Below are 26,465 nucleotides of genomic sequence, written 5' to 3'. Positions count from 1 at the left end.
CCTTGAGAAAAGCAAATGCAAGCACAAAAATGCCCCAAAAGTTTCTTTTGGGACATTTTTTATTGGCAAATATTAAACATTATTTATCTCTTTTCCACAATTACGGAATGATAGCTGTTAAACAATTTCAATGATAAATTCTTGGTGAATTCTTGTGCCTCATGAATAAATGCTGTTATCGCAGGGCTTGTATACTCTGTTGAACGGACCTCAAGCCCTAAATTTTGGTACACTTGCGGGTTTAAATAGGAAGCTGTGATTTTGGACAAGGTGGAAGGGATGGCCAACTCAGGAAGAATCGTATTTCCAACTCCCTCTTGAACCATTGCGATGATAGTAGCGATATCGCTGACTTCAAATTGAATATTAGGTGAGAAACCATGTTCCTTAAAGATCGCCCGGATGACATGACCACATTCTTTTGGCATGATGAAAGGTTCACTGGCGATATCCTTTATATCGATCGATGATTGATGACTCAGTGGATGTGTTTCTGGTACAAAAACGACCATTTTATCCTGCAGTAAAGGAAAAAATTCGAACTCATGCTTTTCTTCCGGGACCACGGTTACTTCCACGACTGACAACTTAAGCCAATTTCTCACCTCTTCATAATTCCCCTCATAAAGCACTACTTCTATACCGGGAAACCGTTTTTTAAAAGAGCTGATCATTCCTGGCAGTAGTTTGGCTGACATGCCCGAAATGCTTCCAATTTTAACCGTCCCTGTTTCAAGTCCCGTGATTCCAGTAGCCTCATTGATGATCCTTGTTTTTATCATGATTAAATCTCTAACTAGGCTCGCGATCCGTTCGCCGATCTTCGTCAAACTGACTCCAGTCCTATGCCGGTTCAATAATTTTATATTTAGCGCTGATTCCAATGCGGCTACTGCTTGACTGACTGCCGATTGTGAGAGGCCGATTTGCTCACCAGCTTTTGTAAAGCTTTTTGTTTCCACTACCTTTAAGAAAACCTCTAATTGAAATAGAGTCATAAGATTCCTCATTTCCGTACATTAGATTTTACTTATATATAACATTCAAAGTATTAATTTTACTTATATCATAACTCATCATATACTACAATCAACGACGAACAGAAAGGGGAGATCGTTCATGAGCGTTTTACAAGCAGAGGGTCAGGAAATTCTTAAGGAAATCGAAACAAGCAAGTCGGTGCTAATCGATTGCTGGGCACCATGGTGCCCGCCTTGCAGGTTGATTGGAGCCGTTTTAGAGGAAATTGATCTAGAGTTTGATTTAAAAATTGTCAAAGTGAATGCGGATGATAATCCGGATTTTATCAGCGAGTTTCAGGTAATGGGAATCCCTACATTATTGCTTTTTCAAGATGGCCAGCTTGTTGGGAGGATCACTGGTTTTCAACCTAAAGTTCAGTTAATCGAATCCTTAAAAAAGTATGGATTGATAGAATAAGGATTGCTTTTGTTCCACGAGGCAGCTGATGTGCTGCCTTATGGTTTCCTACCTATCAAAGTTATTATTCTCATTATTGCATCGGATTGGCAAAATCATTAACCCAAATTTGAATTTGGTCATTTTCGTGAATTTCCCCAGGCCTTTCTACTGCACAGACGATCCCCCGCCGCTTATAACCTGCTCGCACAAAACGGAAAAGACAACTTCTCATGGTTTTCGTAATGCTTTTGGATTTCATCCCCAGGTAGCAAGGGCTTCTTCGTTAATTTGTTTTATGTTATGATGATTAGATTGTTTACCTATCCTATTACACATTTTCATTCATCTAAGAAAAGAGGTATTTATGCAAGGCACTATATTATCAAAGCAACATTGGTTTCTCATCTTAACACTTACGTTATTAACATTTGTTCTCGGGACAAGCGAGTTTGTTATTGTCGGGATCTTAACTGATATTTCCTCGAATCTTCATATAACAAATGCAAAAGCAGGTACCCTTGTTTCTGCATTTGCCATTACTTTTGCCATTACCACACCACTCGTTATGTCAGCAACAAGCCATTTTCCAAAGCGCAAATGGATGCTGTTTTTGATAGGAACGTTCATCATCCTGAATGCTTTGTGCGTGATATCGACTAGCTACTTCATGCTCCTTTCCCTTCGGATGATAACCGCAATTGTAACAGGGGTCTTAATCTCACTTGCGATGATTGTTGCAAGTGAAACGATACCAATCACAAAACGTGGAATTGCTATATCATGCGTTTTTGGTGGGTTTACTCTTGCAAACGTGATTGGAGTACCCATTGGAACGGTCATCGCTAGATGGTATGACTGGCATGCAACCTTCCTGTTAACAACTTTTCTGGGTGGAGTTGCATTTTTGGCATCTATCTTGAATTTGCCTAATAAGCTCAGTCAATACCGTAGTTCGATGCGTGATCAATTTTCTTTGTTGACCCACCCACGAATCTTAATGGCTTTTTTCATTCCATCTCTTGGATTTGGAGCAACTTATGCCGTTTTTACTTATCTGGTTCCCATCCTAAAAAAAATGGATGCACCAAGTAGTTCAATCAGTTTAATCTTGTTTGGCTACGGATTTATTTCGATTTTTAGCAACATACTCGCTGGAAAAATTGCCAGCCAAAATGCGATCGGACGCCTTCGGTTTGTTTTCCTTGTGCAAGCATTTGTTCTGATCTGTTTATATTGGACAACCAATCACTTTATCTTTGGATTGATTAACATTGGCATGATGTCATTAATGGCCATTCTTTTAACAACATCGACCCAGCTTTATTTGATAGACCTTGCTAGTATTTATCAACCAAAAGCAACAGGACTCGCAGCTTCATTGATGCCAGTCGCCAGTAATGTGGGTATCGCCTTTGGCTCCGCTTTAGGAGGCATTGTTTACCATCAAGGACCTTTGATGAATGTGACACTTGTCGGTGGGTTAATTGCTTTCTTTGCAAGTCTTCTAACTTTCCTAAGTCATCGATTAGACCGACAACAAATGAAACTAGTATAATAGTAGGAAGAGACCGGATTCAAGCAGAATCCGGTCTCTTGTCATTTCGACATACTTCGGATGGTGACAGTGTCACGCCCCGGTTTTTCTTGTTTCACATCGATGTTCCACGCAGTAAAAGTGATACCTGACCCCCAGCGTGTTAAAGCTTTAACGAATCGGGGGTCAGGCACACTAGCCTTTGTTGACAGTTTTTTAATATGTAATTCGAATCTTGAAAAAATAAATTACCAGACCTTGAATAGTTTATTAAGATCACTTTCAACGGACCCTAAAGCATTACTGGACGCATCTGGCACAAAAGGAACCGCTCTACCTTCCTTTAGTAGAGTTCGGTCAAATAATCTTCTTGGAGCGCTTTGTTTAATTCCTTTTCGGTCATATCGGGAATTTTCGTATGGTCTATTAGGATTTTTGCTGCATTTGGCAGTGAATCCTTTTCACTCCAAGTTTCTGGTTCCCAAAGGCCTGAACGTTTCATAGCTTTCGCACAATGAATAAAGCATTCTTCGACTTCAATGCAGATTCCAACCAAGGGTTTCTTTCCATGATGGGCCATTCGTTCAAGGAGAATGTCATCTTTCACCAAGTATGCTTTTCCATTCACTCTTAATGTTTCCCCCAGTCCAGGAATCAGAAAAAGAAGACCTGCCTTTGGATTGGATAAAATATTCCGCATTGTATCTATTCTTTTATTCCCTGGCCGTTCTGGAATAATGATATGCTTTTCATCAAGTACAAGAGCAAACCCAGGCGTGTCTCCACGAGGTGAAACATCGCAACAGCCAGAAGCATCAGATGTAGAGATCACTAGAAAAGGAGAGCGGGAAATAAAATCCTTACAATGATCGTCTACATAGGAAATCACCTTTTTTCTAACTAGTTCACTCGGTTCCCCTATAATAGAACGTAATTCATCCTCTGTTTCAATTTTATCTTTACATGTAGGCTTAGGTACCGACATTACTACACTCCCCTTCCTTATCCTAGCAATTATAACAAGGTTCCTCAGTGTTTATTTTTATCGATTTTCACGAATATAATTAGCCACTAGCAGTCCACTCTCTACTTGAATACGCACAAGCTTTTGAATCGGAATCGCCGTATAATCAAGCTCACATTCAAGGTTTTCACAATATTCTTTTAAGAACTGTTCACCTTTCTCACAGGTTTCCATGAGTTTGCTCATTGCGATCTCTTCTTTATTTTTTTGCTGCCTAAGCCGTTCGATTTCATATTCACAAGTACGAACTGTTAAACCTAAGTACAAGCCATTGTAGAACTTTGCAGCTTGTAAATTATCAAAAATCTCTGCCATGGAAGCATTTTTTTCAAATTCAGGATTACTTTCAGCCCAATTGATTTTGGCTTCACTGCCTTCTCTAATATACTGAATCACTTCTTCTACCAGTTTTACAAATGGGTTCTCTTCACAGATATAAGGGCGGACTTCTGTTAGCAGCTTATCTAGGCGGGCAAAATGAGCTTGTGATTGTTTTACCCCCTGTAAAATGGCTTCTTTCCGTGTGATTTCCCCCTCATTCAAATCCTCAATTCGAGAATCAAAAAAATAAGGCAGCTCAGTAAGAAGAGTTACACAGTCTGCTACGCTCGATGCATAGTCTGAACTTGAAGTTCCATTTTTTATATTTGGCTTCTCACCGCTAAATTTTTCTATGAAATCATAAGCTTCAGCAATTGTCATATTTTTAAAGATAGCTGGAGAAAATTTCGTTATGAAAGGTTCTTCGGGCTCTCCTAAATTTAAGGGGATACCTTGTTTAATAGCTGAATCCCTCAAACTTTCATACAGCTCTGGCAGATCATGTGTTATGTACCAATAAGCTCCCCCAAACCCTGCATTATGGAGGGAATACATAAACTCTGGTTTGATCTCTTGTACTAATGTCATTATAGCTTGGGTTTCAGGTAGCGGGTTGTGAAAATGAAGCTCTTTGTAATCAATCGGAAAAGTCCATTCCACCTGTTCATAGCCGATTGGCCGAAAATAATTTTTCGTGTAGGTATAAACATTAAACGGCCCTTTGAACCAGTTTTCATTTAGACGAACACCGTCAGGGTCGATACATTTAATCATGTACCATGTAAAGCCTAATCCTTCTCGTAAATCATCATTCTCAGCCAAAGCACGAGAAAAGTACTCGAGTGTCATGGCACCAATAGGTTCATTAGGGTGAGGACAGGCAAAGCATAAGGCATTCTTTGGACCCTCTCCAATTTTCATACATAAAATCGAATGTCCCTTTCGAGATTTTCCAGCCTCAAATACGGTAACGAGATCGGGAAACTCATTAGCAAGCTTCCTGCAGCTCTCATCCATTTCATCTACAGTCAGAAAAGTTTTATAATCAGGAACATTAGCAACAACAGATTGGAAATTCATGTAATAGTTTCCTATCATTTCATCTAAGTATTTCATGGCTTCATGAGTATCCCCATAGCTGAAGCTAGGGGTTTTACGCTGCTTTATGATAAAGAAGGGGCCACCCCATATATAGCTAATGGCCCCAATTCCTGTGCTAATTATAACCCCATCCCATTCAACAAATCCCTTAACGACTTTAGCTCTTCAACCGTCAATGTAACACCTTTTCCCATTTTCTCATGGTCCGGTGCCCATTCACGTAAATCATATTTGGGCTCTTTTCCATTCCAACTAATCAGATTTAGTTCTTTGCTCCAGCCTTTTGGGGACTGTGAAATTGCCCCAATAGTCTCTTTTATTTCAAATTTAATTTCAGCCATCATCCTTGGCCTCCAATCCATCATTATTTCTTTAGTCATTCTGTTCATCAATGCTCAAATATTTCATTTTTAAATTTTCTTTGCTCTGGACCCGAGCTCCCCCAATTAGGCAGTACACCACAATAGTTGCCTAATCCCTCCAGCGAAAAATTTATTTTTTAAAAGAGTGGTTTCAAAGTAAGGTATGTACTCTAATAGTTTTTAATAGTCTCCCTTCCGTTCCCCCATTGCTAATTATTGCATCGGATTTTTATAATCATTAACCAAAACCTGGACTTCATCATTTTCGTAAATGATTCCAGGCCTTTCTACTGCACATACGATCCCCCGCCGCTTATAACCTGCACGTACAAAACGGAGGGATAACTTCTCATGATCATCATAATGCCTTTGGATTTCATCACCAGGTAAGGTACAAGGCTGGTTTTCTCCCATACATATTAATCCTGCTCCACTTGGAAAAAGGATACGTGAACCCATGGTAAGTTTTGTTAATTCCGGAAATCCCTTTACCAATACATTAGCCCCTAACCACTCAGGCAGAACAGATTCAACACCTAATTCTTCTGCAACCCTGTCTAATTCTTCCACAGACACAATCGTTATTTGGCGGCGGTTTAGAATCTCTGTTCCTCTTGGATACATCGGCTGCCTTGAATCAGCCTTACTGGTAATTCCAAAGTGGCGATCCCCACGAATCCCCCCAAACTCAAGATTTGCTTCTGTTATTCTTCTAGTTACAAATGTCTTTGGATTATCTGCAATTAATACCGCATTTATGTTTGCCCAGACTTTTTTCAAAAGAAAACTCCTTTTCGTACAAACAATTCCTAAAAATAATACCTCACAACCTAGATTGGACTGGAAATGCTTGGTTTATTTATTTACAAACTACTCGAAAGGTGTGGTAAAATTTATTTTATCAATCAATTAATTCCAATACAAAGCAGGTGTTTACGCGTGTCCTCTGAAAAAGAAGTGAAGCTTTATTTTGTTCGGCATGGTGAGACCCATTTTAATGTAGAGAAGCGATTACAGGGATTTTGTGATTCACCACTTACAGATAAAGGAATTGAACAGGCTAAATCTGTAGGAATCGGTTTATCTGATATAGAATTTAAAGCAGTATACGCAAGTGAAAGCCAGAGAGTAGTAGATACGGCTAGGTATGCCATTGGACATCGAAACATCCCCATCATTACTGATCCACGTCTAAAGGAAATGAACTTTGGTGTTTTGGAATCCCTATTACAAACGGAAATTCTAGCTCAATATGGGAATATCCAAGAGACATTATTTAGTCTTAACGATTTAAATATGTCAGCACCTGAAGGGGAATCCTATTTACAGCTATTTTCACGAACAAGCTCTGCTATCGATGAAATCATTCATAAGCATAAAAATGAGGGTGGAAATGTCCTAGTATTTTCACATGGGGTAACGATCGGCAACTACTTAATGCAATTAGCAAAAATGAGCGGTTATACTCACCATGATAATTGCAGTGTCTCTGTAATCAAATATTTGAACGGTGAATTTTATGTAGACAGGATTGCTGACACTTCTTTTCGAGATAAATACTAACTAAAATAAAGGGCAGCCCACTCCTCAAGCTGCCCCTTGTATCTGTATCCATTATGTCTTATTTCTAGTTATAGTAAACTAAGTGATAATCAGATAATAGTCTTATTGGTTCAATAGATTAATAAACTCTTTCATGAACCCCGGAAGATCTGGCCATGCATGCCCCGAAACGAGATTGCCTTGAACATGAAGAGGATTTGTAATATAGGTTGCCCCTGCTGCTTCTACATCCGGCTTACAGGCGATATAGGCGGTCAATTCTCGACCTTCCAAATATTGACGAACAGTTGTTAATACCTGACCTGCATGGCAAATGGCCCCCACAGGTTTATTTGCTTCAAAAAAATGAGCGACAATTCTTGGGACATTTTCATTTAAGCGAATGTATTCCGGAGCCCGCCCTCCTGGAATAATGAGCCCATCGAATTCGCCCGGATTTACATCTTCAAAAGCTAACTGTGCTTCAATTAAGTATCCTTTGCTTTCCGTATAAGTATCCCAGCCGATAAAGTCATGGACAACTGTTTGCAGCTTCTTCTTTGATGGTGCTGCTATTTGTACATTAAGACCTTCTTCAAGACAACGAAAATACGGATAATAAATTTCCAATGCCTCTACAGCATCTCCAGCTAGGATTAATACTTTTTTTGACACGTAAAAAACTCCCCCTTTTAAAAAATTTGGCTATTGCCTTTATTTATATATTCATGATGGTTCTAATAATTCCCTTATATTCGAAAAAGCTTCATATCCAGCAAACACAATACCGCCGTTACTAATAGCAAGATATTACCGTTTTCGTTTAGAAAACTCTTTCTAATTTAAAATAAACAAGCCTGATCCTGAGATTCCGTGCCTGTCACGAATCGGATTTTCTTGTTTCACAACGATGTTCCACACGACCCTTTATTTTGAATAAAGCAAAAAAAAGTCGAACAGTACAAGTCACTGTATGTCTTAACCATGTGACTTCATTGGAACATATTCTTTGTATTCGATAATCCATCCGTCGTCTTTTTTTGCATAGATTTAATGCATTTCTGCTGCATCAAAAATCCACCTTTATCAAGTAGTTAAAAAGTTCCAATCAAAGTAAATATTCTACAATATCTTCCATTATTCCTTTAACTACGATTTTTATAGATTATGAACCTATACAAAAACACATACGGCTACACTCACTCTCTATTAATATTATCAATTGTCCCTCTAAAACGTTTCATATTTAACCATTATTATAGTAGAAGGATAAAACGGAATTTTTCACCTATTTCTATATTAAAAAAAGACCAGATTCAAGTACAATCCGGTCTAAGGTCATTTCATCATACTTCTGGGATCGCAACGCACAGGCACCATTCTTTGGCGATTGCCACTCTGCACCAGAATCGTCCCTAAAATAACCGTTAAAGCACCTATACCTGATTCCCAAGGAAGATATTCCCGATAAAACAAAACACCTAGTACCATCGCAATGAGAGGAGAAATAAAAAGCCAGGTAGACGGAAAAACAGGATTGGTCCTCGAGACTAGCCAGTAAAAAAGAGTATGACCTATCATTGAGCCAAAAACTATTAAATAAAGAAACGAGCCTATGGATGCTGTACTAGTCAAGCTAGTAAACTGTATATCCTCTGTAAAAAGAGACAAAAGAATGAGTAAGATTCCCCCATGCATCATTTGGGCTGCATTTAATGCAATGGGTGAAGCTGATTCAAATTTTTCCATCACATGTTTTGAATAAATGGCCCCTGAAGCATAAAATACCTCGCCAATGACAATCAAGAGACACCCCATTAACCAGTACCGTTCCCCCTGAAGAGTAAAGCTTGGCAAAATGAGAAGAGCAACTCCCACAACACCTACAAGGCATCCAATAAAAGAAATTTGATTCACTTTCTTCTTCAATATGGTCGTTTGGATCAATAAAATTATCATCGGACCGGTAGCCGATAGCACAGCGGCTGCACCAGACGTCACATATTGTTCTGCCCAATATAAAGTTGCAAACGTCCCAAAGGTTAAACCGATCCCTGTAATCAGCATTTCCTTACGAAATAACAAACCTATCGTGGTTTTTCTTCGCAAGACCATGAACCCAAAAAGAATAAAACCTGCAATAAAAAACCGAAGTCCAGCAGAGAAAAAGGGTGGAATACCTGCATCTATCCCTATTTTTATTGCTAAAAAGGTCGTACCAAAAATCAAACACATGAACAAATAACCAATCATCACCATTAACAATTCCTCCTTTTTTATCCATTATAGGAGGTTGGGGATAGAACAGATTATCATCAATAGAACAGTTCAATAAGGAATCGTGGTACAATCAAGGAGAAATGGGGGAAGGACATGACCAATGGTGATTATCTATTTAAACAAGTTTATGATTATGTTTTACACCGGATTGAATGCAATGAGTGGCAGGAAGAGGATAAGCTTCCCTCTGTAAGAAAATTAGCTGAGGAAATGAATGTTCATCGATTAACGGTTTTAAAAGCCTATCAGTTGCTTAAACAACAAAATAAAGTTTATGTCAAAGATAAATCGGGATATTATGTTCAATTAAGTGGAAGAGCGAAATTTGAAAATCTAGAGAATCCTCTTATTTCAGCATACGCACAAAAAAATCACTTATCCGAGATTCATCAAGTTCCGGTTTCCTATAATTTTTCACAGGCGTTAATTGACCCCAGCCTCTTGCCTAATCTCTTTTTATCCGATTACGTAAAAAAAGTGTTTGATCTCTATCCCAAAGTGCTGGCAACCTACTCAACCGTTCAAGGAGACGAGGAGCTGCGGGAAGCACTGTGCGAATATTTTATTGACCAGTATAAAACGATTACGACAGCGGATAACCTGTTAATCACGACTGGTTCTCAGCAAGCGATTTACCTCATTGCTCAAGCTTTTGTTAAATCAAGAGACACCATTTTAATGGAACAGCCAAGCTATAGTGCCGCAATTGATACTTTTAGAGCACAAGGAGCAAATATTGTAACCGTGGACATCCAACCTGACGGATACGATTTAGAGCATGTTGAATTTATGATAAAAAAATACAAGCCACGACTCTTTTATATGAATCCAACCTTCCATAATCCAACTGGATACACGGTCCCAGCCGCACAAAGAAAGCAATTAGTCCAATTAGCTGAGCAATATCGCTGTCTCTTAATCGAAGATAACGCCTATCACGACATCTATTTTGACCAAGAGCCGCCTCCTCCCTTTTACACTTATGACACATCTGGAATCGTGATTTATGTAAGGAGCTTTTGCAAATATATCTCACCCGGACTACGAATTGCGGTAGTAAATGCACAATCATCCATTATGAAACCACTCCTAGGGGTGAAATCACTAGCTGATAACGGATCTCCACTCCTGAATCAAAAGATTTTCCTTCATTACTTTTCATCACCCAGACTGCAACAACATATTGAAAAACTACGAATTGCCTTACAAATAAGAAAGGAAATCATGGAGGAAGAACTAGCGGGAACAGATTGGCACTGGACCAGCCCAGATGGTGGCTTGAACTTATGGGTACGGCTTCCCAACCACCAATCTACAGATGAATTATTAGTTAAATGCCTTCAACACTCAATCTCCATTGTTCCTGGTCGTGTTTGTGATCCATTAAATCGGCCATCCTCATGGGTGCGCTTAAGCTATTCCTATGCTAATGAAGAACAAATCCGTAAAGGAATAAGGAAATTTATCAATTTAGTAGATGGAAACCCTGGGGACCGCTCTGGTGATCTACACTACCCTAATTAAGAAGCCACGAGAACAGTCCCCGTGGAATTCCCGTACATCAGGGTGATCACGTCTTAAATATTTATTTTGAAAATCGTCCTACTAACGCCCAATACAGGATTAAGCTGAAAACAGTAATGAGTGAAAGAACCAATAAAATATTACTATATAAGGAAGCGTCCGGACTATTTAGATATTCTAAGATATTTCCTTTCATTGATGAGTTATCCATCATTGCTGCTGTATAGGCTATTCCAATGGAAGCAGCTACATTAAGAATCAAATTATAAAATCCGACCGCTGTTCCCGAGTTTTCTTTCGCAATAGTGCTAACGCATGAATCAATCATCGGGGCATACATGGATTCCTTGCCTGTCACGCCCCGAAGTTTGTCGAGTATGATAGAGTCTTAGAGTTTAAGAAGATTCAATTATGGTTCCAGACAACAATACATTTCCCCTTTTTTGTTGAGTTTATCTCCAAACCGATGTTTTAACGATTTTTTAGTTTCGCTCCGTACAAGACACTATTCACATTTTGTTAATTCCTATCTTTTACACGTTTAATTACAAGAATGAAGATTATTAGACTTAACCCCAAAGAAATTCATTGTCTAATGACATAGCACCCGCCTTATTTATTTCACTGTTACAACTATAAATAATACCTCACGACCTTCGTCGAACTTGCCCCGCTTGGTGTATCTTGAATAATCTCAAACCGATAAACACCTAGAGAAACCATCGCACAGGTGGCATTCGATTCTCTAACTTAGGCTTTTATGGTTATCACCCTACTTTAGGTCAATTGTAAGCCCGAATTATAAAATAAAACGCACCTTGCCGGTGCGCATTTCAAATAGCCGTATACCCTGATTTTTTTTAATCAAATATACGGCTTTCTTCATTTATTTACTACATTCTAACTGGATCATTTTTGACCAGGGCATGTATTGATCTAAAATTTCAGGGTTTTGATGGATGCCGAGATTCGGAAGGTCCGTCAAAAGTTTCTTTATGTATTCGTAGAAATCGACGCCTTTACTTTTGGCTGTTTCTGCAATGCTAAAACAAATGGCGTTGGCTTTTGCACCGGCTTCACTAACACTAAAGAGCCAATTTTTCCTTCCTATAACGTTGGGACGGATGGCATTTTCGGCTGGGTTATTATCGATTTCAATGCGCCCATCATTCAAGAATGCTCTGAGTCCATTTGCCCTGTTCAATGTGTATTCAGCTGCCTTCGCGAGGGCGTTTTTTCCGTAGAATGGTGATTTTTCAACCCATTCAAGGAATTTGTCTACAATTGGCCTCGAGTATTTTTGGCGTTTTTTTCTACGCTTACTCGGAGACAGATGTTTAAATTTTCTTTCGAGTCGATATAAATCGTCACAAAAATTCACACCAATTCGGCCATTTTTGCTGTCCGCCTTCAGCCAATAACGACGAACATGCGCCCAACAATTTGCGAAGGTAACGCCTGCCAACTTACCATATGCAGAATAACCATCACAAATGATCGTTCCAGAGTAGCCTTCTATGAAACTTTCAAGAACAGATCGAGCCCGTGATAATGAGCTTTGAAAGAGAGTCATTGTTGGTCCTTGGCTTGGCACACTTCGATACACCCAATTATAGGCATTGGTTTGGCCTGGTTTCCCGTCGGACCGGTTGATGATTTGTCCATAAGTTTCATCGACATGTAAAATCGATTTAGCCATCATCAACTTCTTCATATAGTCATATACAGGCAATAGCCAATCATGAGATGCACGTATGACCCAATTTGATAGGTTCTTATCATTGGTATTCAGACCAAAACGGTCCCATTCCTTTACCTGACGGTAAAGAGGCAAGTACTGTGAAAATTTATCATACATAACTTTGGCAAGTACGCTAGGACTTGCGATGCTACGTTGAATAGGAGGTTGTGGTGCTTTACCACGTTTAATTTGTGCTTGATGAAGTGCATCGCTTTTACAATTTTTACATTCATAAGCATGTTCAATGTGTTGAACTTTCTTCATTCTAGCAGGAATAAATTCTGCTTCTTCTCGAACGATTGTACTGCCAATTTCAATCATTTGCCCTTGGCAACAGTCACAGATCTTATTTTCCGGATGATGGTGAACAGATTCTACTTCAATACCTTCATGCAATGAATCATTTCGTCTCTTCTTTTGAATAGTTCGAACAACAGTATAAGAAATGGTCTGTTGGCTTTGTTCTTCTGTGTGCTCAGATTCGTTAAAAGACGGGTCATCATCAAATAATGACGCTTGCCCTTCTGGGCTATTATATCTTGATTTTTCTGTTTTAGAGCCATATAAGAGTTTTGTTAAGTGCCGAAGTTGTTGGGTTAACGCCTCGTTCTGTTTCAACGATTGATCCAATTTTTTTGATAGTTCTTGGTTTTGTTGATTCGAATGAACCAATTGTTCTTCAAGTAATTGAATTAATCTCTCAAATTGATTTTCACTCGCAGAAGAAACGTTTGCCACACCATTCACCACTCTTCGTTCAGATTCACTCCTCTTATTATAACGAGTTCGAACAGTGGAATAAAGAAAAAATGAAGGGCTTTAACGAATTTAGAAGACACCTTTTGATGATGGCTGAATTGCCTTTGGCTGCTGGATCGATAATCCTTCAAGGAGCCAGCGAAGTTCCTGTTGCGAGAGATTACGTACTTCATTTTCATCTTTGGGCCATTGGAGTTTGCCGTTATCCAATCGTTTATAAAGCATGGCGAATCCATCACCGTCGAAATATAAACATTTATAACGATCTTTACTCCACCCTGAAAATAAGAAAATGGAATCGCCATATGGATCAAGTTCGAAAGAATCTTGAATCAGTGTTGCTAGTCCATCAATGCCTTTTCGCATATCAGTTTTTCCACAAATGATGTAAATATTTTTCACACTTGTATAGTCGTATTTCACAGATGTTTCAGCTCCCTCATAACCGTTTGGATGATGTGCTCATCCACGCCGTTGGAGAAAGAGATTTCTACGTTTGCCATTTTAACCGTGCAAACATTATTGGCAGAGGTTGATGATGAAGTGGATGTATATGAAACTTTGTTTTCGGGATGTAATGTAACGGGGACAATTGTTAGTTTTTGTTGCGGCAATTGAAAAGCACCTCCCTTTAATTGATACATTCATAGTACCAGGAGGTGCTGTGGGTTTATATGCGTTGTTTGATTGGGGGCTTACGGTCAATTGAAGCAATTCCCTTTTCTTTGGCTTGTTTTAATCTCTCAATGATATAGTCTCGAATTCTATCCGTTAATCCCCGATTTTTAATAGATTTGGGCATAATTAATCCTCCAATATTGCATTTTCTAATTCTGGTGTTAGAAAATGTAAAGGCAAAATCCTTTATCTTTACCAGTTCACTGTTTCTTTCATCAACAGTATCCATCAAAAAGCCAACCTGCCAAAAATACATATCGATTAGCTTCATTGGTTTATAGTAATTCCCATCTTCAATGAATAATTGGTGGCATTTTTCGAATTCATCGCGATAGAGATTGTAAAAGTCGACCAATTCAAAAAGATTCAATACACTGTCACGCCCCGGATTTTCTTGTTTCACAACGATGTTCCACGTGCATATTTAATTGTTCAAACCTATAAAAGGAGAACAGTATCGTCACTGTTCACCTTTTTAATGTTATTTCAAGGTTCGAGGCTCTTAACTCTTTTCGGGTAATTTGCTTGTTTCGTGTTATTCAGCAGGATGGACTGTTAAAGGTAATAATTTTTCGAAAGGCATCTTCTAAAAAGCCCTCTGTAAAGATTTAACCTAAAAAAATCGGTTTCCTAAATAAGGAACCGATCTTTTTTAAGTGAATATTAAGTAAGATTGCTCAATTGAAAAATAACCCTTAATCATTTTTAAATTAATCTCTATCAGTGTCATAAGAATCGTTCGTTTTGTCGGCTGGACCCCGTAAAGGAAATCCAAGAAGCTACCGGCATTTCGGCAGCAACATTGTATCGATCTTTAAAAGAAGATCAAACGCATTAAAAGGTTTTCTCTCAATTTATACTTCATGAAAAGTAAGAACAACTGTTTTGCTAAAGCACTATGCCGGAACACCTGCATGGGCATCAATAATACCTATCGCTACAGCAACCCCTGGTAAAAGATGTAAACGATCGGTCACTTCTTTCGTTAATGCTTCTGCTTTATCGCCAATCGAAAGAACATGACCACACATTTTCGTTTCTAAAATATTCTTAGTCGTTCATCCAATGCTTTAAAAAATTGAGGTTCCGGGTACCTTTATAGCCACATATATTGCTGCTGCGAATCAGATTGTTAGTCAGCTTATTTGTAAATCCAATTCAGGCTTCCATAAAGATATCTGTTGCATCGAAAACATCTGGTGCTTCTCTCAATATTTGTAATACTTTTGGGAACATCCATCCAGATGAAATTTTCCCACCATTTCGGCTAAAAGGCTTTTCTTTCTTCTGCAAGACGTGTAATCTCATCTGCTAGTTTTGTGCTGCATGATGTTTCCACAATTTCACCAAACTATGAGATTTATCTTTCCAAAGGCAAAATCGTACATGATGTAAAATCAATTCCAATTCCTATGACATCTTCCGGGTTGATTTCAGCCTTTTGAATAGCCTCAGGAACAGCTTCATAAAGCACTTCTAAGTAATCACCAGGATGTTGTAAGACTCAGTCCGATTTAAGGCGTCTACCATTAGTCAGAGCTTGATCCAGAACTACGTTTTTATAAGGAATGACATCATTCGCTATTTCACTACCTGTCGCAACATCAACGAGTAAGAACCTTCCTGATTCTGTACCAAAATCGACTCCGGTAATTTCATCCCTTTCTAGATACGATTAGTCAATATGACGAAATCTTTACTTTACTCTAATAAACCAACCATTCTGAGACCGTGCAAAATGCCATCTTGATCAACAGGCTTCGTTATGTATTTAGCAGCCTTTTTAGCCAATTCATGTCCATTTCCCATCGCAACACTAGTTTCTATAGCTGTAAGCATTTCAATGTCGTTTAGCCCATCGCCGAAAGCAATAACATTCTCTTTTTCAATCCCTAACTTTTCTTTTATTTTCTCAATCCCTTTTGCCTTGGAACCCCCAGATGGCACAACATCCACGGATACCGAATGCCACCGTACAAAATCAAATGCTTTAAATTCGTTTTGATAGACGAGCTCTTCCCTCTTTTGACAGAATAGGAGGCACTGATAAATCTCTCTATTTTTAAAATATTCGGGGTCATGTGTAGGGAATTTTTCAATCTTTAATGAATTAATACTGTTCACTATATACTTATGGTGGGGAACATTCGCTTTCATATCTTCATGGTCCATAAAGACAATCGGATGATTATTTAAATCCGCAGTATCAATTAATGAGTGTAAATCTTGTTTATTTATTGGATTTGTATAGATCGCTTCACCATTTGAAACAACATATTGACCGTTAATACTAACAAAGGTTTGAATGTCTAATTCTTTACGCAGTTCTTCAAACATAAATGGAGCACGACCAGTCGCTATCGCTACTTCATGGCCTTTCTCTTTTAACGCTTGGATTGCTTGTTTTGTAGATTTAGGCAGTCGCTTATCATAATCAAAGAGTGTTCCGTCTATATCAAAAAAGATTAATTTTTGTGTCATTCTACCACCTCAATTTAGTCTAGTAATCCGTTTGGTTACGTATCCTTAATAACAATCCATTTTAGAGGATGATAATAACTAGAAAGAGTTAGAGCTACTGAAGCCATAACTCTAGTTCATGAATTTTATTTAATCGTATTTCCGCCATCAACGACAATATTTTCACCTGTCATTAAGTTTGTTGCATCGCTGGCTAAGAATAAGGCAATCGCAGCAACCTCTTCTGGGTATCCAAAACGTCCAAGCGGAATTTCTTTTTTTGCTTTCTCGCCCTTTTCTCCAGCCCATGCTTTTTTACCTAGTTCAGTTAAAATAACAGTAGGTGAGATCGCGTTTACTTTAATGTCATACTGAGCCCATTCATAAGCAAGTACTTTCGTTACCCCAAGAATCCCAGCTTTACTTGCAGCATAAGCGACATGATTATCTAATGCAATAAGTGCCGCCTGCGATGCTAAGTTGATAATATTTCCACCATGTCCTTGCTCGATCATTACCTTTCCGACTTTTTGACACATTTTAAATGATCCAGTCAGGTTAAGATCAATTGTTTTGTCCCAGTATGCATCAGAAATATTCTCTGCATCGTCAAGTAAAGCTATGCCAGCACAGTTTACAAGAATATCAATCTTGCCGAAATGTTTTTTCACGATCTGGATAGCAAGATCCATACTTTCATTATTTGTTACATCACATTTAACACCTATCGCGTTTTCGGCATTTAATTCCTTAGCTATATCTTCCACATGATCTACAAGGTCGAGAATAGATACTTTTGCTCCTTTTTCTAAGTATAATTCGGCTACAGCTTTCCCAATTCCACTTGCCCCACCTGTTACAATAGCTACCTTATCAGTAATGTTAAAGTTCTTATCAAATCCCTTAAAACTCATAAAATTCCCTTCCTTTCTTTTACAAGCTAAAATTACATAAAACTTCTAAACTATCCTTCAAAGCAAAATTTATACTTGCAATATTTGTTCGAAACATATGTTGCTCCAGCTTGAGCAGCTAAAAGCGCTTGATTCACAGTAAAGATAAGGGTTATGTTTTCGTACAACAGCACGAATGGCAGAATTCCAACCTGGTGATCCTACTACACTTAACAATCTATCTTTATCGTCATTTAACTTTTTACTTTACTACCTTTGAAATCATTAGAAATGCAAAACCTCAAAGAAGGTTTTTAAATTTAGCAATGACGTTCTCTACTGTAAAACCGTATTCTTCTATAAGTTTCTCTCCAGGTGCTGAAGCCCCATATTGATCAATAGCTAGAATAGCTCCGTTATCTCCAACATACTTACTCCAACCAAGTGACACACCCATTTCAATACCAAGACGTGCATTCACATGTTTTGGAATAACACTTTCTTTATAAGATTGTGGTTGCTTTTCAAAGCGATCCCAACTCGGCATACTAATAACTGAAACGTAAATACCTTCTTCTTCCAATGCCTTTTGTGCTTCAACTGCTAATGACACTTCCGATCCAGAAGCTAATAGAAGGCCTCTGACCTCTCCTTTTGCTTCAGAAATAACATATGCTCCTTTTTTCACACCATTATAGGCCTTTTCAGAATCAACAAGAGTTAGTAAATCTTGTCGTGTTAAAACAAGAGCAGTCGGTTCCTCTTTACTTTCTAAAGCAAGTTTCCAAGCAGCTGCTGTCTCATTTCCATCTGCTGGTCTAATTATAGATAAGCCCGGCATCGAACGTAATGATGCTAGTTGTTCTACTGGTTCATGGGTTGGCCCATCTTCACCGACTGCAATACTATCATGTGTAAACACATAAGTAACAGGCAATTTCATTAAAGCTGATAGACGAATAGCTGGACGTAAGTAGTCTGAGAAGACAAAGAATGTTGCACCAAAAACTTTTACCCCACCATGTAACGCCATTCCATTGACTGCTGCTCCCATCCCAAATTCACGAACACCAAACCAAATGTTACGGCCGCTATAATTCGCACTACTGAAATCTCCCTCTCCTTTTAACAAGGTTTTATTTGAAGATGCAAGGTCTGCTGATCCGCCTAAAAGTTGGGGAGTATGTTTAGCAAGTGCATTCAAAACTTCTCCACTTGAAGCACGAGTAGCTAGCTTATCTTCTCCAATCTTGTAAGAAGGTACATCCACATCCCATCCTTCTGAAAGCTCTCCATTGATGGCTGTCTTTAATTCCTGCGCAAGACTTGGATATGCTTTTTCATATAATGAAAATAATTCATCCCACGATTTCTCTTTTTCATCAGAAGCTTCCTTAAGCTTAGAAAAATATAATTTCACTTCTTCTGGCACATAAAACTCTTCACTATAATTCCATTTGTAATGTTCTTTTACTAGTTGGATTTCATCTTTTCCAAGTGGAGAACCGTGTGAGGCTGATTTCCCACCTTTGTTAGGAGAACCGTATCCAATAACTGTCTTAACTTCAATCAATGTCGGCTGTTCTGTGTTTGCTTTTGCCTCTGTTAGTGCTTTTGTGATTGCCCCTAAATCATTACCATCCTCTACACGGATCACTTGCCAGTTATATGCATTAAATCGGTCTTCAACATTTTCACTAAATGACATATTAAGATCACCATCAAGTGAAATATCATTTGAATCATACATAACAATTAATTTTCCAAGTTTAAGATGCCCCGCTAATGAAGCTGCTTCTGCAGATACACCTTCCATTAAGTCACCATCTCCGCAAATGCTATACGTGAAGTGATCAATCACATTAAAACCTTCACGGTTATATGTTGAAGCTAAATGTCTTTCAGCCATAGCCATTCCTACTGCCATTGCAATACCTTGCCCTAATGGACCTGTTGTCGCATCGACACCTGGTGTATGACCAAATTCAGGATGCCCTGGCGTTTTACTGCCCCATTGACGGAAATTTTTCAAGTCATCTAAAGAAAGGTTATATCCAGTTAAATGTAGCAGACTATACAATAACATCGAGCCATGACCTGCAGATAAAATAAATCGATCACGATTAAACCAATTGGGATTACTTGGATTATAATTCATAAACTTTGTCCAAAGTGTATAAGCCATCGGCGCAGCCCCCATTGGCATACCAGGATGACCTGAACCTACATTTTCAATGCCATCAATGGATAGTATTCTAATGGTTTGAATAGATAACTGATCAATATTCACTTTTTCTGTGATCATAATAATTCCTCCTAATAAAAAATCTTTAAAAACTTGCTTCTTTAATGTAAAAATTTAACATCATCAGCACCACTTAATGCAATAAGTACCTTGTATGTACCTCGGTTAGGATATGTAAATAACATTATCTATGAACATCTTATTTCTTAGTCAGTAAGTACTTTGAAAAACCTTAAACTTTTCATAAGACATTCAATAATAGAAGGTTAACATCTATAACCTTCTATTATTGAGTGGCTTATAAACTTAAAGTGAATGATACTTGCTAGTTATAGTGGTTTAATTCATCTATTTCCGTTATCTATTATTAATTATGATGAGTTTCAATAAATTGGTAGTTTTTGTACTCTCCACCTATAGCAATAAATGAGTGGGTCCGCATGATGCCATTTTCTATTTTGCTTACTCCATTTAATAACGTACCATCTGTAATACCTGAAGCTACAAAGAAGCAATTCTCGGTTTTAACGATATCATCGATTGTTAAGATTTTCGTCGGGTTAGTAATCCCCATTTCTAGACAACGAGTAAACTCTTCCTCATTTTGTGGAACAAGTTGTGCTTGAAAATCTCCGCCTAAACATTTTAAGGCTGTTGCTGCCAACACTCCCTCAGGAGCACCGCCAGTTCCTACTAAAATATCAACATCGATATTTTCAATTGCAGTCGCTATTGCACCAGTAATATCTACATCTGAAAATAACTTGACACTTGCTCCAAGTTCAAATACCTCATCGATTAGTCCCTTATGTCGTTCACGATCTTGGATCATCACTTTTAAATTACTAACATCCTTACCTAACGCTCTTGCCACGGATATCATATTTTCTGTAAAAGAAAGATTTAAATTGATTGCCCCTTTTGCTTTCGGTCCTACTGCAATCTTTTTCATATACATATCAGGTGCATGTAATAAGCTTCCTCTACTAGCAACAGCAATAACAGCTAATGAATTATCCTGCCCTTTTGCCATTAAAGTTGTCCCTTCGATAGGGTCAACAGCTATATCAACTTGAAGTCCATAACCAGTCCCAAGTTTCTCCCCTATATAAAGCATCGGAGCTTCATCCATCTCACCTTCACCAATGACAATGACTCCATCCATGTCAATTGTATTCAGTCGATTACGCATCGCTTCAGTCCCAATACCATCAGCCTCTAGTTTATTTCCTTTCCCAATCCAAGAGTATGATGCAATAGCTGCTTGTTGAGTAACCGAAAGGAAGTCCGTAGCTAAAACATTTACTTTCTCTTTACGATCCATATTCGTTTTAGGGAACATATCATATCCTCCTATAATGTTAAATAATTAATACTATGTTATATAACGCATAAATATAAATTAAATTTTATAAAAATACATTTTATTCATTGATGAATATCTAACCTATACACTCAAATGTATAAATATTTGAAAAACAAAGATCAAACGCCTCTCTAATCAAAACAATACTTTTATTCCATGTATAAATATACTTTTAAGAAAAATGAAGATTCACCTATATTTTAAACCCTTGAATTGTATGAATAGGTGAATCTTCCTTCACATCATCTTATACGGTTTGAGCCGAATTAACTGTCGTTAAGAATGTTTCAAGAATTAAATAAGATGATGTAGCACCCGGATCTTGGTTACCTATTGATCTCTCACCTAAACGACTAGATCTTCCTCGTTTAGATAATAAGTCTTTTGTAGATTCCATTCCTTGATGTGCAGCAGCTACTGATTCTGTAAACGCGCTTTGAAAATCTTGTTCTTTATCAAAATTAGCCTTTAAGCTCTCTAAAGCAGGATAAAGTGTATCAATCATTGTTTTATCACCAACCTCTGCTCCGCCGCGTTCTTTTACACCTTCAATAAAGGCTACCCAGAAATCTTTTAAGTCTTCACCAGTTAATTCTGTTTTATTTTGAATCATCTTTGCTCCTCTTAAAAATCCAGTGGCATATAATGGGCCAACAGAAGATCCGACAGCACTTAAGAATGTGCGTCCTGCCAAAATGCAGATTTTCCCACAATCTTCTTCACTAAGAAGCTCATTATTTAATTTTTCATCAATTGCTTGCCAGCCAATTGACATTGTCACACCGTGATCTCCATCGCCAAGCTTGCGATCTAACTCAGATAAATACTCTTTATTCTCTTCTATTACATTAACGACGTTTTTTAAAAATGTTTTTAAGTCACTAGCTGTAAATTTCATGCCCTAATCCCCCTATTTATTATTTTTGTACGTACATTGGACAATCAGCAGGATGATCTACTAATTCCTTTAATTCATCATCTAGTTTTGTAATAGTGACCGAACATCCACCCATTTCTAAAGAAGTACTATAACTTCCAACATATGAGCGATGGATGTTGATTCCTTTTTCACTTAGGATCTGTTCAACTCTTCTAAACATGATGTAAAGTTCCATTTGTGTTGTTGAACCTAAACCGTTTACAAGAACAGCTACATCTTCACCTTTGTCTAACGGCATATCATCTAAAATTTCTTGCACTAAACGATCAGCTACTTGGTCAGCTGGTTGGAGCTCACCCTTCTCAATTCCTGGTTCACCATGATGGCCTAAGCCGATTTCCATTTCATTTTCTTCAAGCTCAAAGCTAGGCTTTCCAGTCTGTGGTAAAGAGCAAGGAGTTAATCCAACACCCATTGAACGTGTATAATCATTTGTTTTTTTCGCAACTTTTACAACGTCCTCTAAACTATAACCTTTCTCTGTAGCAGCTCCAGCCGCTTTTGTAACAAAAAATTCCCCTGCAATACCTCTTCTTTTTTCCTTCTCTGCTTTCGGAGCTGATGCCACATCATCTGTTACTAATACTGCCCCAACATTGATCCCGTATTCTAAGTCAGCTAACTCAGCAGCCATCCCAAAATTCATAACATCTCCAGCATAGTTACCGTAAACGTATACAACACCAGCGCCTTTATCAATTTCTTTCGTTACTTCTAAGATTGGATCTGGAGGAGGAGATGCAAAGATATTTCCAACAGCAACTCCATCAGCCATACCGTCACCAACATACCCCATAAAAGCAGGCTCATGACCAGAACCGCCTCCGATTAAAACACCAACTTTTCCTTCACGAGTTTTTTTTGAAGTTACAATTGATCGTTTATTTTCTGGTAATAGTTTGACGTGATTAGGAAAAGCCTTTACATAACCTTCTATCATTTCATCTACAACATAGTTAGGATTATTGATTAATTTTTTCATATTAAACTACCTGCTCCTTTCAAAAACTCTTGTTCTTTATCAATAATTTGCTGAACTTTTCTCCCGGAGTTACCTCCCGAGAATGATGAGTCTAAGTAAGCCTTTACAATTTGCTTAGCAATTTCAAGTCCAATTACTTGTGCTCCCATTGTTAGTACTTGTGCATTGTTACTCTTTTGAGCACGTTCTGCTGAATACGTATCATGACATAATGCTGCTCGAATACCAGGAACTTTACCAGCCGCAATCGCAACGCCAATCCCAGTACCACAAACTAAAATCCCTCTATCGATTCTATTTTCGTTTATATCATTAGCAACCTCAAAAGCTACTTTAGGATAATCTACTTCTATACAAGAATCTTCACAACCATAATCATACACGTCATGACCTAATTCTTCTATGTACTTCTTTAAACCGTCTTTTAAATCAAATGCATTATGATCAGAACCTAACCCAATTTTCATTATATATCTCCCTCTCCTAATTGTCTTTCCCTTTTCATATCTTTTTGTTTATGAGTCTATTTTTTCACTTTAAGTTGCATTTGTCAATTATTTATTTTCTTTTATTATCGTTTATTTTCAATTTGTCCTATTTTTTTGTGTGTTTCAACACCTAATAATAAGAACGTCCTAATTTGGACGTTCTAATCTGGTCATCTTTTATTTTTTATCAGATTGTTAAAACGAAAGTTTTCGAACCTACTGTGCAGGTTTAAGATCTTGAAGGTCTTCAGACTGATCTTTTCCTTCAGCTTTAGGAAGAGTTACGAATTTCATCAGGAATGCACTAAACAAATATAATCCAGTAAAGATCCAAATAACTCCTACTGTATTAACGCTTCCTATGAAAGCGCCAACAATTGCTGGCCCAACAAATGTACTTAATCCAGCACCAAGATTTAAAATAGACATTGCTGCTCCTTTGTTTTCTGGAGCTAACGAAGGGATTAACGCAGATAATGGAACGAATGCTGCTAAGCAAGCCCCAAAACCGGCAGCAACAGCTGTTATAACCCAATAATTTGTTCCTACTGTTAGCGGAACATAATAAAATGCTGCTGTGAAGACCGCACATCCTACACCACCAAACCACATAACTGTATTACGCCATCCTAGTTTATCTCCTACAATTCCAAAAATTAAATTAAAAATAATATTACTAGTCCAAAGAGAACCATAGATTTGGAGCCATTCTGTTCTTGTGAATCCAATATCCAAAAAGAAAGCCGGCATAAAAACAACAAAACCATAAGCTGCTGATGTATTTATCGTTCTAACAATACCACCTAATCCGATTTTTGGTCGCTCAAATGCGATCGTGATCCCTTTTGTCAAATATTTTACTGCTTCATTTTTCGATTGAAATTTATTTTTGTGCTTTTCACCTTTATTAAGTAATATAGCGATAACCCCACCTACAATAACAAAGACCAATGCACTCCATAATGTTAACCTCTCGCCTAAAATCGGAAGTGCAAAACTAGAGTAATAGGCACCTAACACATTTAATCCACCACTATATGCAAACCAAAACCAACCTACTGCCGTTCCAAGCTTGTCGCTCGGTGCATAATACGTTAGCCAAACTAGGAAAGAATAAGCAAATAATGGGTATCCCAATCCTCTTAAAGAATATGTAGGAAGCATGATCGCAATATTCATTGTTGGTAATCCTACCGTTAAAAACACTAAAGAACCGATGATAAACATAGCTAAACCAATAATCATTGCATTTCGAGGTCCTAAGATTTCAGAAAGTACCCCTGAAAGCCAAGCTGAAAAAGCTGCAGCTAGACCGTAAGCACTAAATAAGAGTGCTGCCTGCTGAACTGTCAAACCATTATCTGTTAGATAGGTAGACAACCAAGCTAACTCAAGTCCATCCCCCATCATAAAGACGATAAGACCTAAATATCCTAAACCCATTTTAGAATCCATACCCAATTTTCCTAATAACCCTTTATTCATCCCTAGGTTGTTCATATTCATTTACCCCCTTGTCTTTTAAAGGAAATCACTCAAATTTAGTAATAGGTCCCATAAAATTGGGACCTATTACTAAATTTACTAAACTAAAATTCTTATAAATTAGGATTAAGAACAACTTTCAGTGATTCCGCACCATTTTTAACTAGTTGGAAGCCTTTTTCAAACTCTTCTAATGGTAATTGATGCGTTACTACTCCTTCAGTCGGAAGATCACCATTAGCAATCCCCTCAATAACATGCGGATAGCAATATGGTCCTAAGTGAGAACCTAATACATCAAGTTCTTTACGATCACTAATAATACTCCAGTCCACTGTTACAGGTTCTTTAAATACGCTAAATTCTACAAAAGTACCAAGCTTGCGAATCATCGTTAATCCTTGTTCAACTGACTTTTGAGCACCAGTTGCTTCTATATAAATGTCGCATCCATATCCGTCAGTTAATTCTTTTACGATTGAAATGGCATCTTCTTTCATTGGATTGATAACCATATCTGCACCAAACTTTTTTGCTAGTTCTAGACGATCATCAAATAAATCTAAAACAATTAATTTTCCCGCCCCTGACTTTTTAATCGCACCGATCATCCCAAGACCTAGCGTTCCTGATCCTGCAAGCACGACAACATCTCCAAGTTGAATGTTAGCACGTTGAACTGCATGGAAAGAACATGCATATGGTTCTATTAAAATAGCTTTTTCAATTGGTAGATCTTCAGGAACTTTGTAATTGATCGCTTCTTTAGTAAATTTCATGTACTCAGCCATTGCACCGTTTACATTGTTTTGGAAACCGTAAAGGTCATGCTTTTCACACATCCAATATTGACCGCGGTTACAAAAACGGCAATCCCAGCAAGGAACGATTTGCTCGGAAATCACACGGTCTCCAACCGCATATCCTTCTACACCTTCACCTAAAGCAACAACATGACCGATAAACTCATGTCCTGGAATCATCGGAGCTTTTATGTACGCAGGTTGCTTTTCATCTCCCCAGAAACTAGGAGCTCCATCAAACGCTTTCAAATCTCCTGCACAAATACCACACGCCTCAACTTTTACTAACATTTCGCCCGGGCCAATCCCAGGTACTGCTACTTCTTCAAAACGATAATCCCCTGGTGCATAAGCTACTACTGCTTTCATAGTTTTAGGAATGCTAACTTTTTTTTGATCTTGAGTTGTAATCGTAGTACACATAAAATATCTCTCCCTAATAAACTTTATTTTTTAAAAGCTTTCATTTGTTACTAAATCAAGTGATAACATGGTTTCTTCGCTTATGGTAGACT

26 protein-coding genes and 2 pseudogenes are annotated in these 26,465 nt (G+C 38.0%); 4 read left to right on the top strand and 24 right to left on the bottom strand.

Annotated elements, in window-relative coordinates; translation table 11 throughout:
- Positions 1-83 precede the first annotated feature (83 nt).
- The gene (locus tag CCK98_RS04420; protein ID WP_179195709.1) at positions 84-998 is read right to left on the bottom strand and encodes a LysR family transcriptional regulator; all 915 of its coding nucleotides are present in this window, start codon (positions 996-998) and stop codon (positions 84-86) included.
- 121 nt (positions 999-1,119) lie between these two features.
- Between CCK98_RS04420 and CCK98_RS04415 the strand changes: the two genes are divergently transcribed.
- Both CCK98_RS04415 and CCK98_RS04410 read left to right on the top strand, forming a co-directional pair.
- Complete coding sequence (locus tag CCK98_RS04415; RefSeq protein ID WP_088085460.1) at positions 1,120-1,440, top strand: co-chaperone YbbN; 321 nt, start codon at positions 1,120-1,122, stop codon at positions 1,438-1,440.
- A gap of 346 nt (positions 1,441-1,786) precedes the next feature.
- Entirely contained in the window at positions 1,787-2,977 is a 1,191-nt protein-coding gene (locus CCK98_RS04410; RefSeq protein WP_088085459.1) for an MFS transporter, read from the top strand.
- Positions 2,978-3,299: 322 nt separating this feature from the next.
- On the opposite strand, the gene CCK98_RS04405 is transcribed toward CCK98_RS04410, so the two are convergent.
- The 4 genes from CCK98_RS04405 to CCK98_RS04390 all read right to left on the bottom strand — a co-directional run bounded on the left by CCK98_RS04405 (position 3,300) and on the right by CCK98_RS04390 (position 6,544).
- Positions 3,300-3,941: a pyridoxamine 5'-phosphate oxidase family protein gene (locus tag CCK98_RS04405; RefSeq protein WP_088085458.1), complete on the bottom strand. Its 642-nt coding sequence runs from the start codon at positions 3,939-3,941 to the stop codon at positions 3,300-3,302.
- Between the two features lie 57 nt (positions 3,942-3,998).
- Entirely contained in the window at positions 3,999-5,417 is a 1,419-nt protein-coding gene (locus CCK98_RS04400) for a M14 family zinc carboxypeptidase (protein WP_256942257.1), read from the bottom strand.
- A 104-nt stretch (positions 5,418-5,521) separates the two neighbouring features.
- Positions 5,522-5,743: a YdbC family protein gene (locus tag CCK98_RS04395; protein WP_088090299.1), complete on the bottom strand. Its 222-nt coding sequence runs from the start codon at positions 5,741-5,743 to the stop codon at positions 5,522-5,524.
- A 234-nt stretch (positions 5,744-5,977) separates the two neighbouring features.
- A complete protein-coding gene (locus CCK98_RS04390) occupies positions 5,978-6,544 on the bottom strand; it encodes an MOSC domain-containing protein (protein WP_088085456.1) in 567 nt (188 codons plus the stop codon).
- 159 nt (positions 6,545-6,703) lie between these two features.
- Between CCK98_RS04390 and CCK98_RS04385 the strand changes: the two genes are divergently transcribed.
- Positions 6,704-7,327, top strand: coding sequence for a histidine phosphatase family protein (locus CCK98_RS04385; RefSeq protein WP_179195708.1), 624 nt, complete (start codon positions 6,704-6,706; stop codon positions 7,325-7,327).
- Between the two features lie 102 nt (positions 7,328-7,429).
- Here the strand turns inward: CCK98_RS04385 and CCK98_RS04380 are convergent, their stop codons facing one another.
- Positions 7,430-7,981, bottom strand: coding sequence for a DJ-1/PfpI family protein (locus CCK98_RS04380; protein WP_088085454.1), 552 nt, complete (start codon positions 7,979-7,981; stop codon positions 7,430-7,432).
- A gap of 663 nt (positions 7,982-8,644) precedes the next feature.
- A complete protein-coding gene (locus tag CCK98_RS04375) occupies positions 8,645-9,565 on the bottom strand; it encodes a DMT family transporter (RefSeq protein WP_088085453.1) in 921 nt (306 codons plus the stop codon).
- Positions 9,566-9,679: 114 nt separating this feature from the next.
- Between CCK98_RS04375 and CCK98_RS04370 the strand changes: the two genes are divergently transcribed.
- Positions 9,680-11,110, top strand: coding sequence for a PLP-dependent aminotransferase family protein (locus CCK98_RS04370; RefSeq protein ID WP_088085452.1), 1,431 nt, complete (start codon positions 9,680-9,682; stop codon positions 11,108-11,110).
- A 61-nt stretch (positions 11,111-11,171) separates the two neighbouring features.
- Here CCK98_RS04370 and CCK98_RS04365 read toward each other — a convergent pair.
- The 17 genes and pseudogenes from CCK98_RS04365 to CCK98_RS04300 all read right to left on the bottom strand — a co-directional run.
- Positions 11,172-11,450 (bottom strand): annotated as a pseudogene (locus CCK98_RS04365) (MFS transporter); the annotation flags it as partial.
- Between the two features lie 546 nt (positions 11,451-11,996).
- On the bottom strand, positions 11,997-13,589 hold the full coding sequence (locus tag CCK98_RS04360) for an IS66 family transposase (RefSeq protein ID WP_088090298.1): 1,593 nt from the start codon (positions 13,587-13,589) through the stop codon (positions 11,997-11,999).
- A 90-nt stretch (positions 13,590-13,679) separates the two neighbouring features.
- A complete protein-coding gene (gene tnpB, locus CCK98_RS04355) occupies positions 13,680-14,033 on the bottom strand; it encodes an IS66 family insertion sequence element accessory protein TnpB (RefSeq protein ID WP_218780145.1) in 354 nt (117 codons plus the stop codon).
- On the bottom strand, positions 14,030-14,224 hold the full coding sequence (locus tag CCK98_RS04350) for a hypothetical protein (protein WP_088085450.1): 195 nt from the start codon (positions 14,222-14,224) through the stop codon (positions 14,030-14,032). The genes tnpB and CCK98_RS04350 overlap by 4 nt, the downstream gene beginning before the upstream one ends.
- A gap of 56 nt (positions 14,225-14,280) precedes the next feature.
- Positions 14,281-14,691, bottom strand: a complete 411-nt coding sequence (locus tag CCK98_RS04345) for a hypothetical protein (RefSeq protein ID WP_088085449.1) — start codon at positions 14,689-14,691, stop codon at positions 14,281-14,283.
- Between the two features lie 493 nt (positions 14,692-15,184).
- The gene (locus CCK98_RS36055; RefSeq protein WP_256942256.1) at positions 15,185-15,319 is read right to left on the bottom strand and encodes a hypothetical protein; all 135 of its coding nucleotides are present in this window, start codon (positions 15,317-15,319) and stop codon (positions 15,185-15,187) included.
- Positions 15,320-15,446: 127 nt separating this feature from the next.
- The gene (locus CCK98_RS36050; protein WP_256942255.1) at positions 15,447-15,581 is read right to left on the bottom strand and encodes a hypothetical protein; all 135 of its coding nucleotides are present in this window, start codon (positions 15,579-15,581) and stop codon (positions 15,447-15,449) included.
- A 408-nt stretch (positions 15,582-15,989) separates the two neighbouring features.
- The gene (locus tag CCK98_RS04340) at positions 15,990-16,769 is read right to left on the bottom strand and encodes a Cof-type HAD-IIB family hydrolase (RefSeq protein WP_088085448.1); all 780 of its coding nucleotides are present in this window, start codon (positions 16,767-16,769) and stop codon (positions 15,990-15,992) included.
- A 125-nt stretch (positions 16,770-16,894) separates the two neighbouring features.
- On the bottom strand, positions 16,895-17,662 hold the full coding sequence (locus tag CCK98_RS04335; RefSeq protein WP_088085447.1) for an SDR family oxidoreductase: 768 nt from the start codon (positions 17,660-17,662) through the stop codon (positions 16,895-16,897).
- 89 nt (positions 17,663-17,751) lie between these two features.
- Positions 17,752-17,820 (bottom strand): annotated as a pseudogene (locus CCK98_RS34690) (fructose-6-phosphate aldolase); the annotation flags it as partial.
- A 122-nt stretch (positions 17,821-17,942) separates the two neighbouring features.
- Positions 17,943-19,946, bottom strand: coding sequence for a transketolase (gene tkt, locus CCK98_RS04330; RefSeq protein ID WP_088085446.1), 2,004 nt, complete (start codon positions 19,944-19,946; stop codon positions 17,943-17,945).
- Between the two features lie 307 nt (positions 19,947-20,253).
- On the bottom strand, positions 20,254-21,228 hold the full coding sequence (gene glpX, locus CCK98_RS04325) for a class II fructose-bisphosphatase (RefSeq protein WP_088085445.1): 975 nt from the start codon (positions 21,226-21,228) through the stop codon (positions 20,254-20,256).
- Positions 21,229-21,499: 271 nt separating this feature from the next.
- A complete protein-coding gene (gene dhaL, locus CCK98_RS04320; RefSeq protein ID WP_088085444.1) occupies positions 21,500-22,150 on the bottom strand; it encodes a dihydroxyacetone kinase subunit DhaL in 651 nt (216 codons plus the stop codon).
- 19 nt (positions 22,151-22,169) lie between these two features.
- Positions 22,170-23,174, bottom strand: a complete 1,005-nt coding sequence (locus CCK98_RS04315) for a dihydroxyacetone kinase subunit DhaK (RefSeq protein ID WP_088085443.1) — start codon at positions 23,172-23,174, stop codon at positions 22,170-22,172.
- Positions 23,171-23,641, bottom strand: coding sequence for a ribose 5-phosphate isomerase B (gene rpiB / locus CCK98_RS04310; protein ID WP_088085442.1), 471 nt, complete (start codon positions 23,639-23,641; stop codon positions 23,171-23,173). Before rpiB ends, CCK98_RS04315 begins: the two co-directional genes overlap by 4 nt.
- Positions 23,642-23,878: 237 nt before the next feature.
- On the bottom strand, positions 23,879-25,162 hold the full coding sequence (locus CCK98_RS04305; protein WP_179195707.1) for an MFS transporter: 1,284 nt from the start codon (positions 25,160-25,162) through the stop codon (positions 23,879-23,881).
- Positions 25,163-25,260: 98 nt separating this feature from the next.
- Positions 25,261-26,373, bottom strand: coding sequence for an alcohol dehydrogenase catalytic domain-containing protein (locus CCK98_RS04300; protein WP_088085441.1), 1,113 nt, complete (start codon positions 26,371-26,373; stop codon positions 25,261-25,263).
- Positions 26,374-26,465 lie beyond the last annotated feature (92 nt).

Source organism: Bacillus sp. OV166, assembly GCF_900177675.1.
In the GTDB taxonomy this organism is placed as follows: Bacteria; Bacillota; Bacilli; order Bacillales; family Cytobacillaceae; genus Neobacillus.
The sequence above is the reverse complement of the archived record's forward strand: the minus strand, read 5'-3'. Positions and strand labels throughout refer to the sequence as shown.

Coding starts and splice junctions, on each gene's coding strand:
- tkt (WP_088085446.1), bottom strand. CDS start 19,946: ATGATCACAGAAAAAGTGAATATTGATCAGTTATCTATTCAAACCATT.
- CCK98_RS04340 (WP_088085448.1), bottom strand. CDS start 16,769: ATGACACAAAAATTAATCTTTTTTGATATAGACGGAACACTCTTTGAT.
- rpiB (WP_088085442.1), bottom strand. CDS start 23,641: ATGAAAATTGGGTTAGGTTCTGATCATAATGCATTTGATTTAAAAGAC.
- CCK98_RS04305 (WP_179195707.1), bottom strand. CDS start 25,162: ATGAACAACCTAGGGATGAATAAAGGGTTATTAGGAAAATTGGGTATG.
- CCK98_RS04410 (WP_088085459.1), top strand. CDS start 1,787: ATGCAAGGCACTATATTATCAAAGCAACATTGGTTTCTCATCTTAACA.
- CCK98_RS04415 (WP_088085460.1), top strand. CDS start 1,120: ATGAGCGTTTTACAAGCAGAGGGTCAGGAAATTCTTAAGGAAATCGAA.
- CCK98_RS04335 (WP_088085447.1), bottom strand. CDS start 17,662: ATGAGTTTTAAGGGATTTGATAAGAACTTTAACATTACTGATAAGGTA.
- CCK98_RS04420 (WP_179195709.1), bottom strand. CDS start 998: ATGACTCTATTTCAATTAGAGGTTTTCTTAAAGGTAGTGGAAACAAAA.
- CCK98_RS04375 (WP_088085453.1), bottom strand. CDS start 9,565: ATGGTGATGATTGGTTATTTGTTCATGTGTTTGATTTTTGGTACGACC.
- dhaL (WP_088085444.1), bottom strand. CDS start 22,150: ATGAAATTTACAGCTAGTGACTTAAAAACATTTTTAAAAAACGTCGTT.
- CCK98_RS36055 (WP_256942256.1), bottom strand. CDS start 15,319: ATGTGTGGTCATGTTCTTTCGATTGGCGATAAAGCAGAAGCATTAACG.
- glpX (WP_088085445.1), bottom strand. CDS start 21,228: ATGTTCCCTAAAACGAATATGGATCGTAAAGAGAAAGTAAATGTTTTA.
- CCK98_RS04405 (WP_088085458.1), bottom strand. CDS start 3,941: ATGTCGGTACCTAAGCCTACATGTAAAGATAAAATTGAAACAGAGGAT.
- CCK98_RS04315 (WP_088085443.1), bottom strand. CDS start 23,174: ATGAAAAAATTAATCAATAATCCTAACTATGTTGTAGATGAAATGATA.
- CCK98_RS04395 (WP_088090299.1), bottom strand. CDS start 5,743: ATGGCTGAAATTAAATTTGAAATAAAAGAGACTATTGGGGCAATTTCA.
- CCK98_RS04370 (WP_088085452.1), top strand. CDS start 9,680: ATGACCAATGGTGATTATCTATTTAAACAAGTTTATGATTATGTTTTA.
- CCK98_RS04300 (WP_088085441.1), bottom strand. CDS start 26,373: ATGTGTACTACGATTACAACTCAAGATCAAAAAAAAGTTAGCATTCCT.
- CCK98_RS04400 (WP_256942257.1), bottom strand. CDS start 5,417: ATGAAATACTTAGATGAAATGATAGGAAACTATTACATGAATTTCCAA.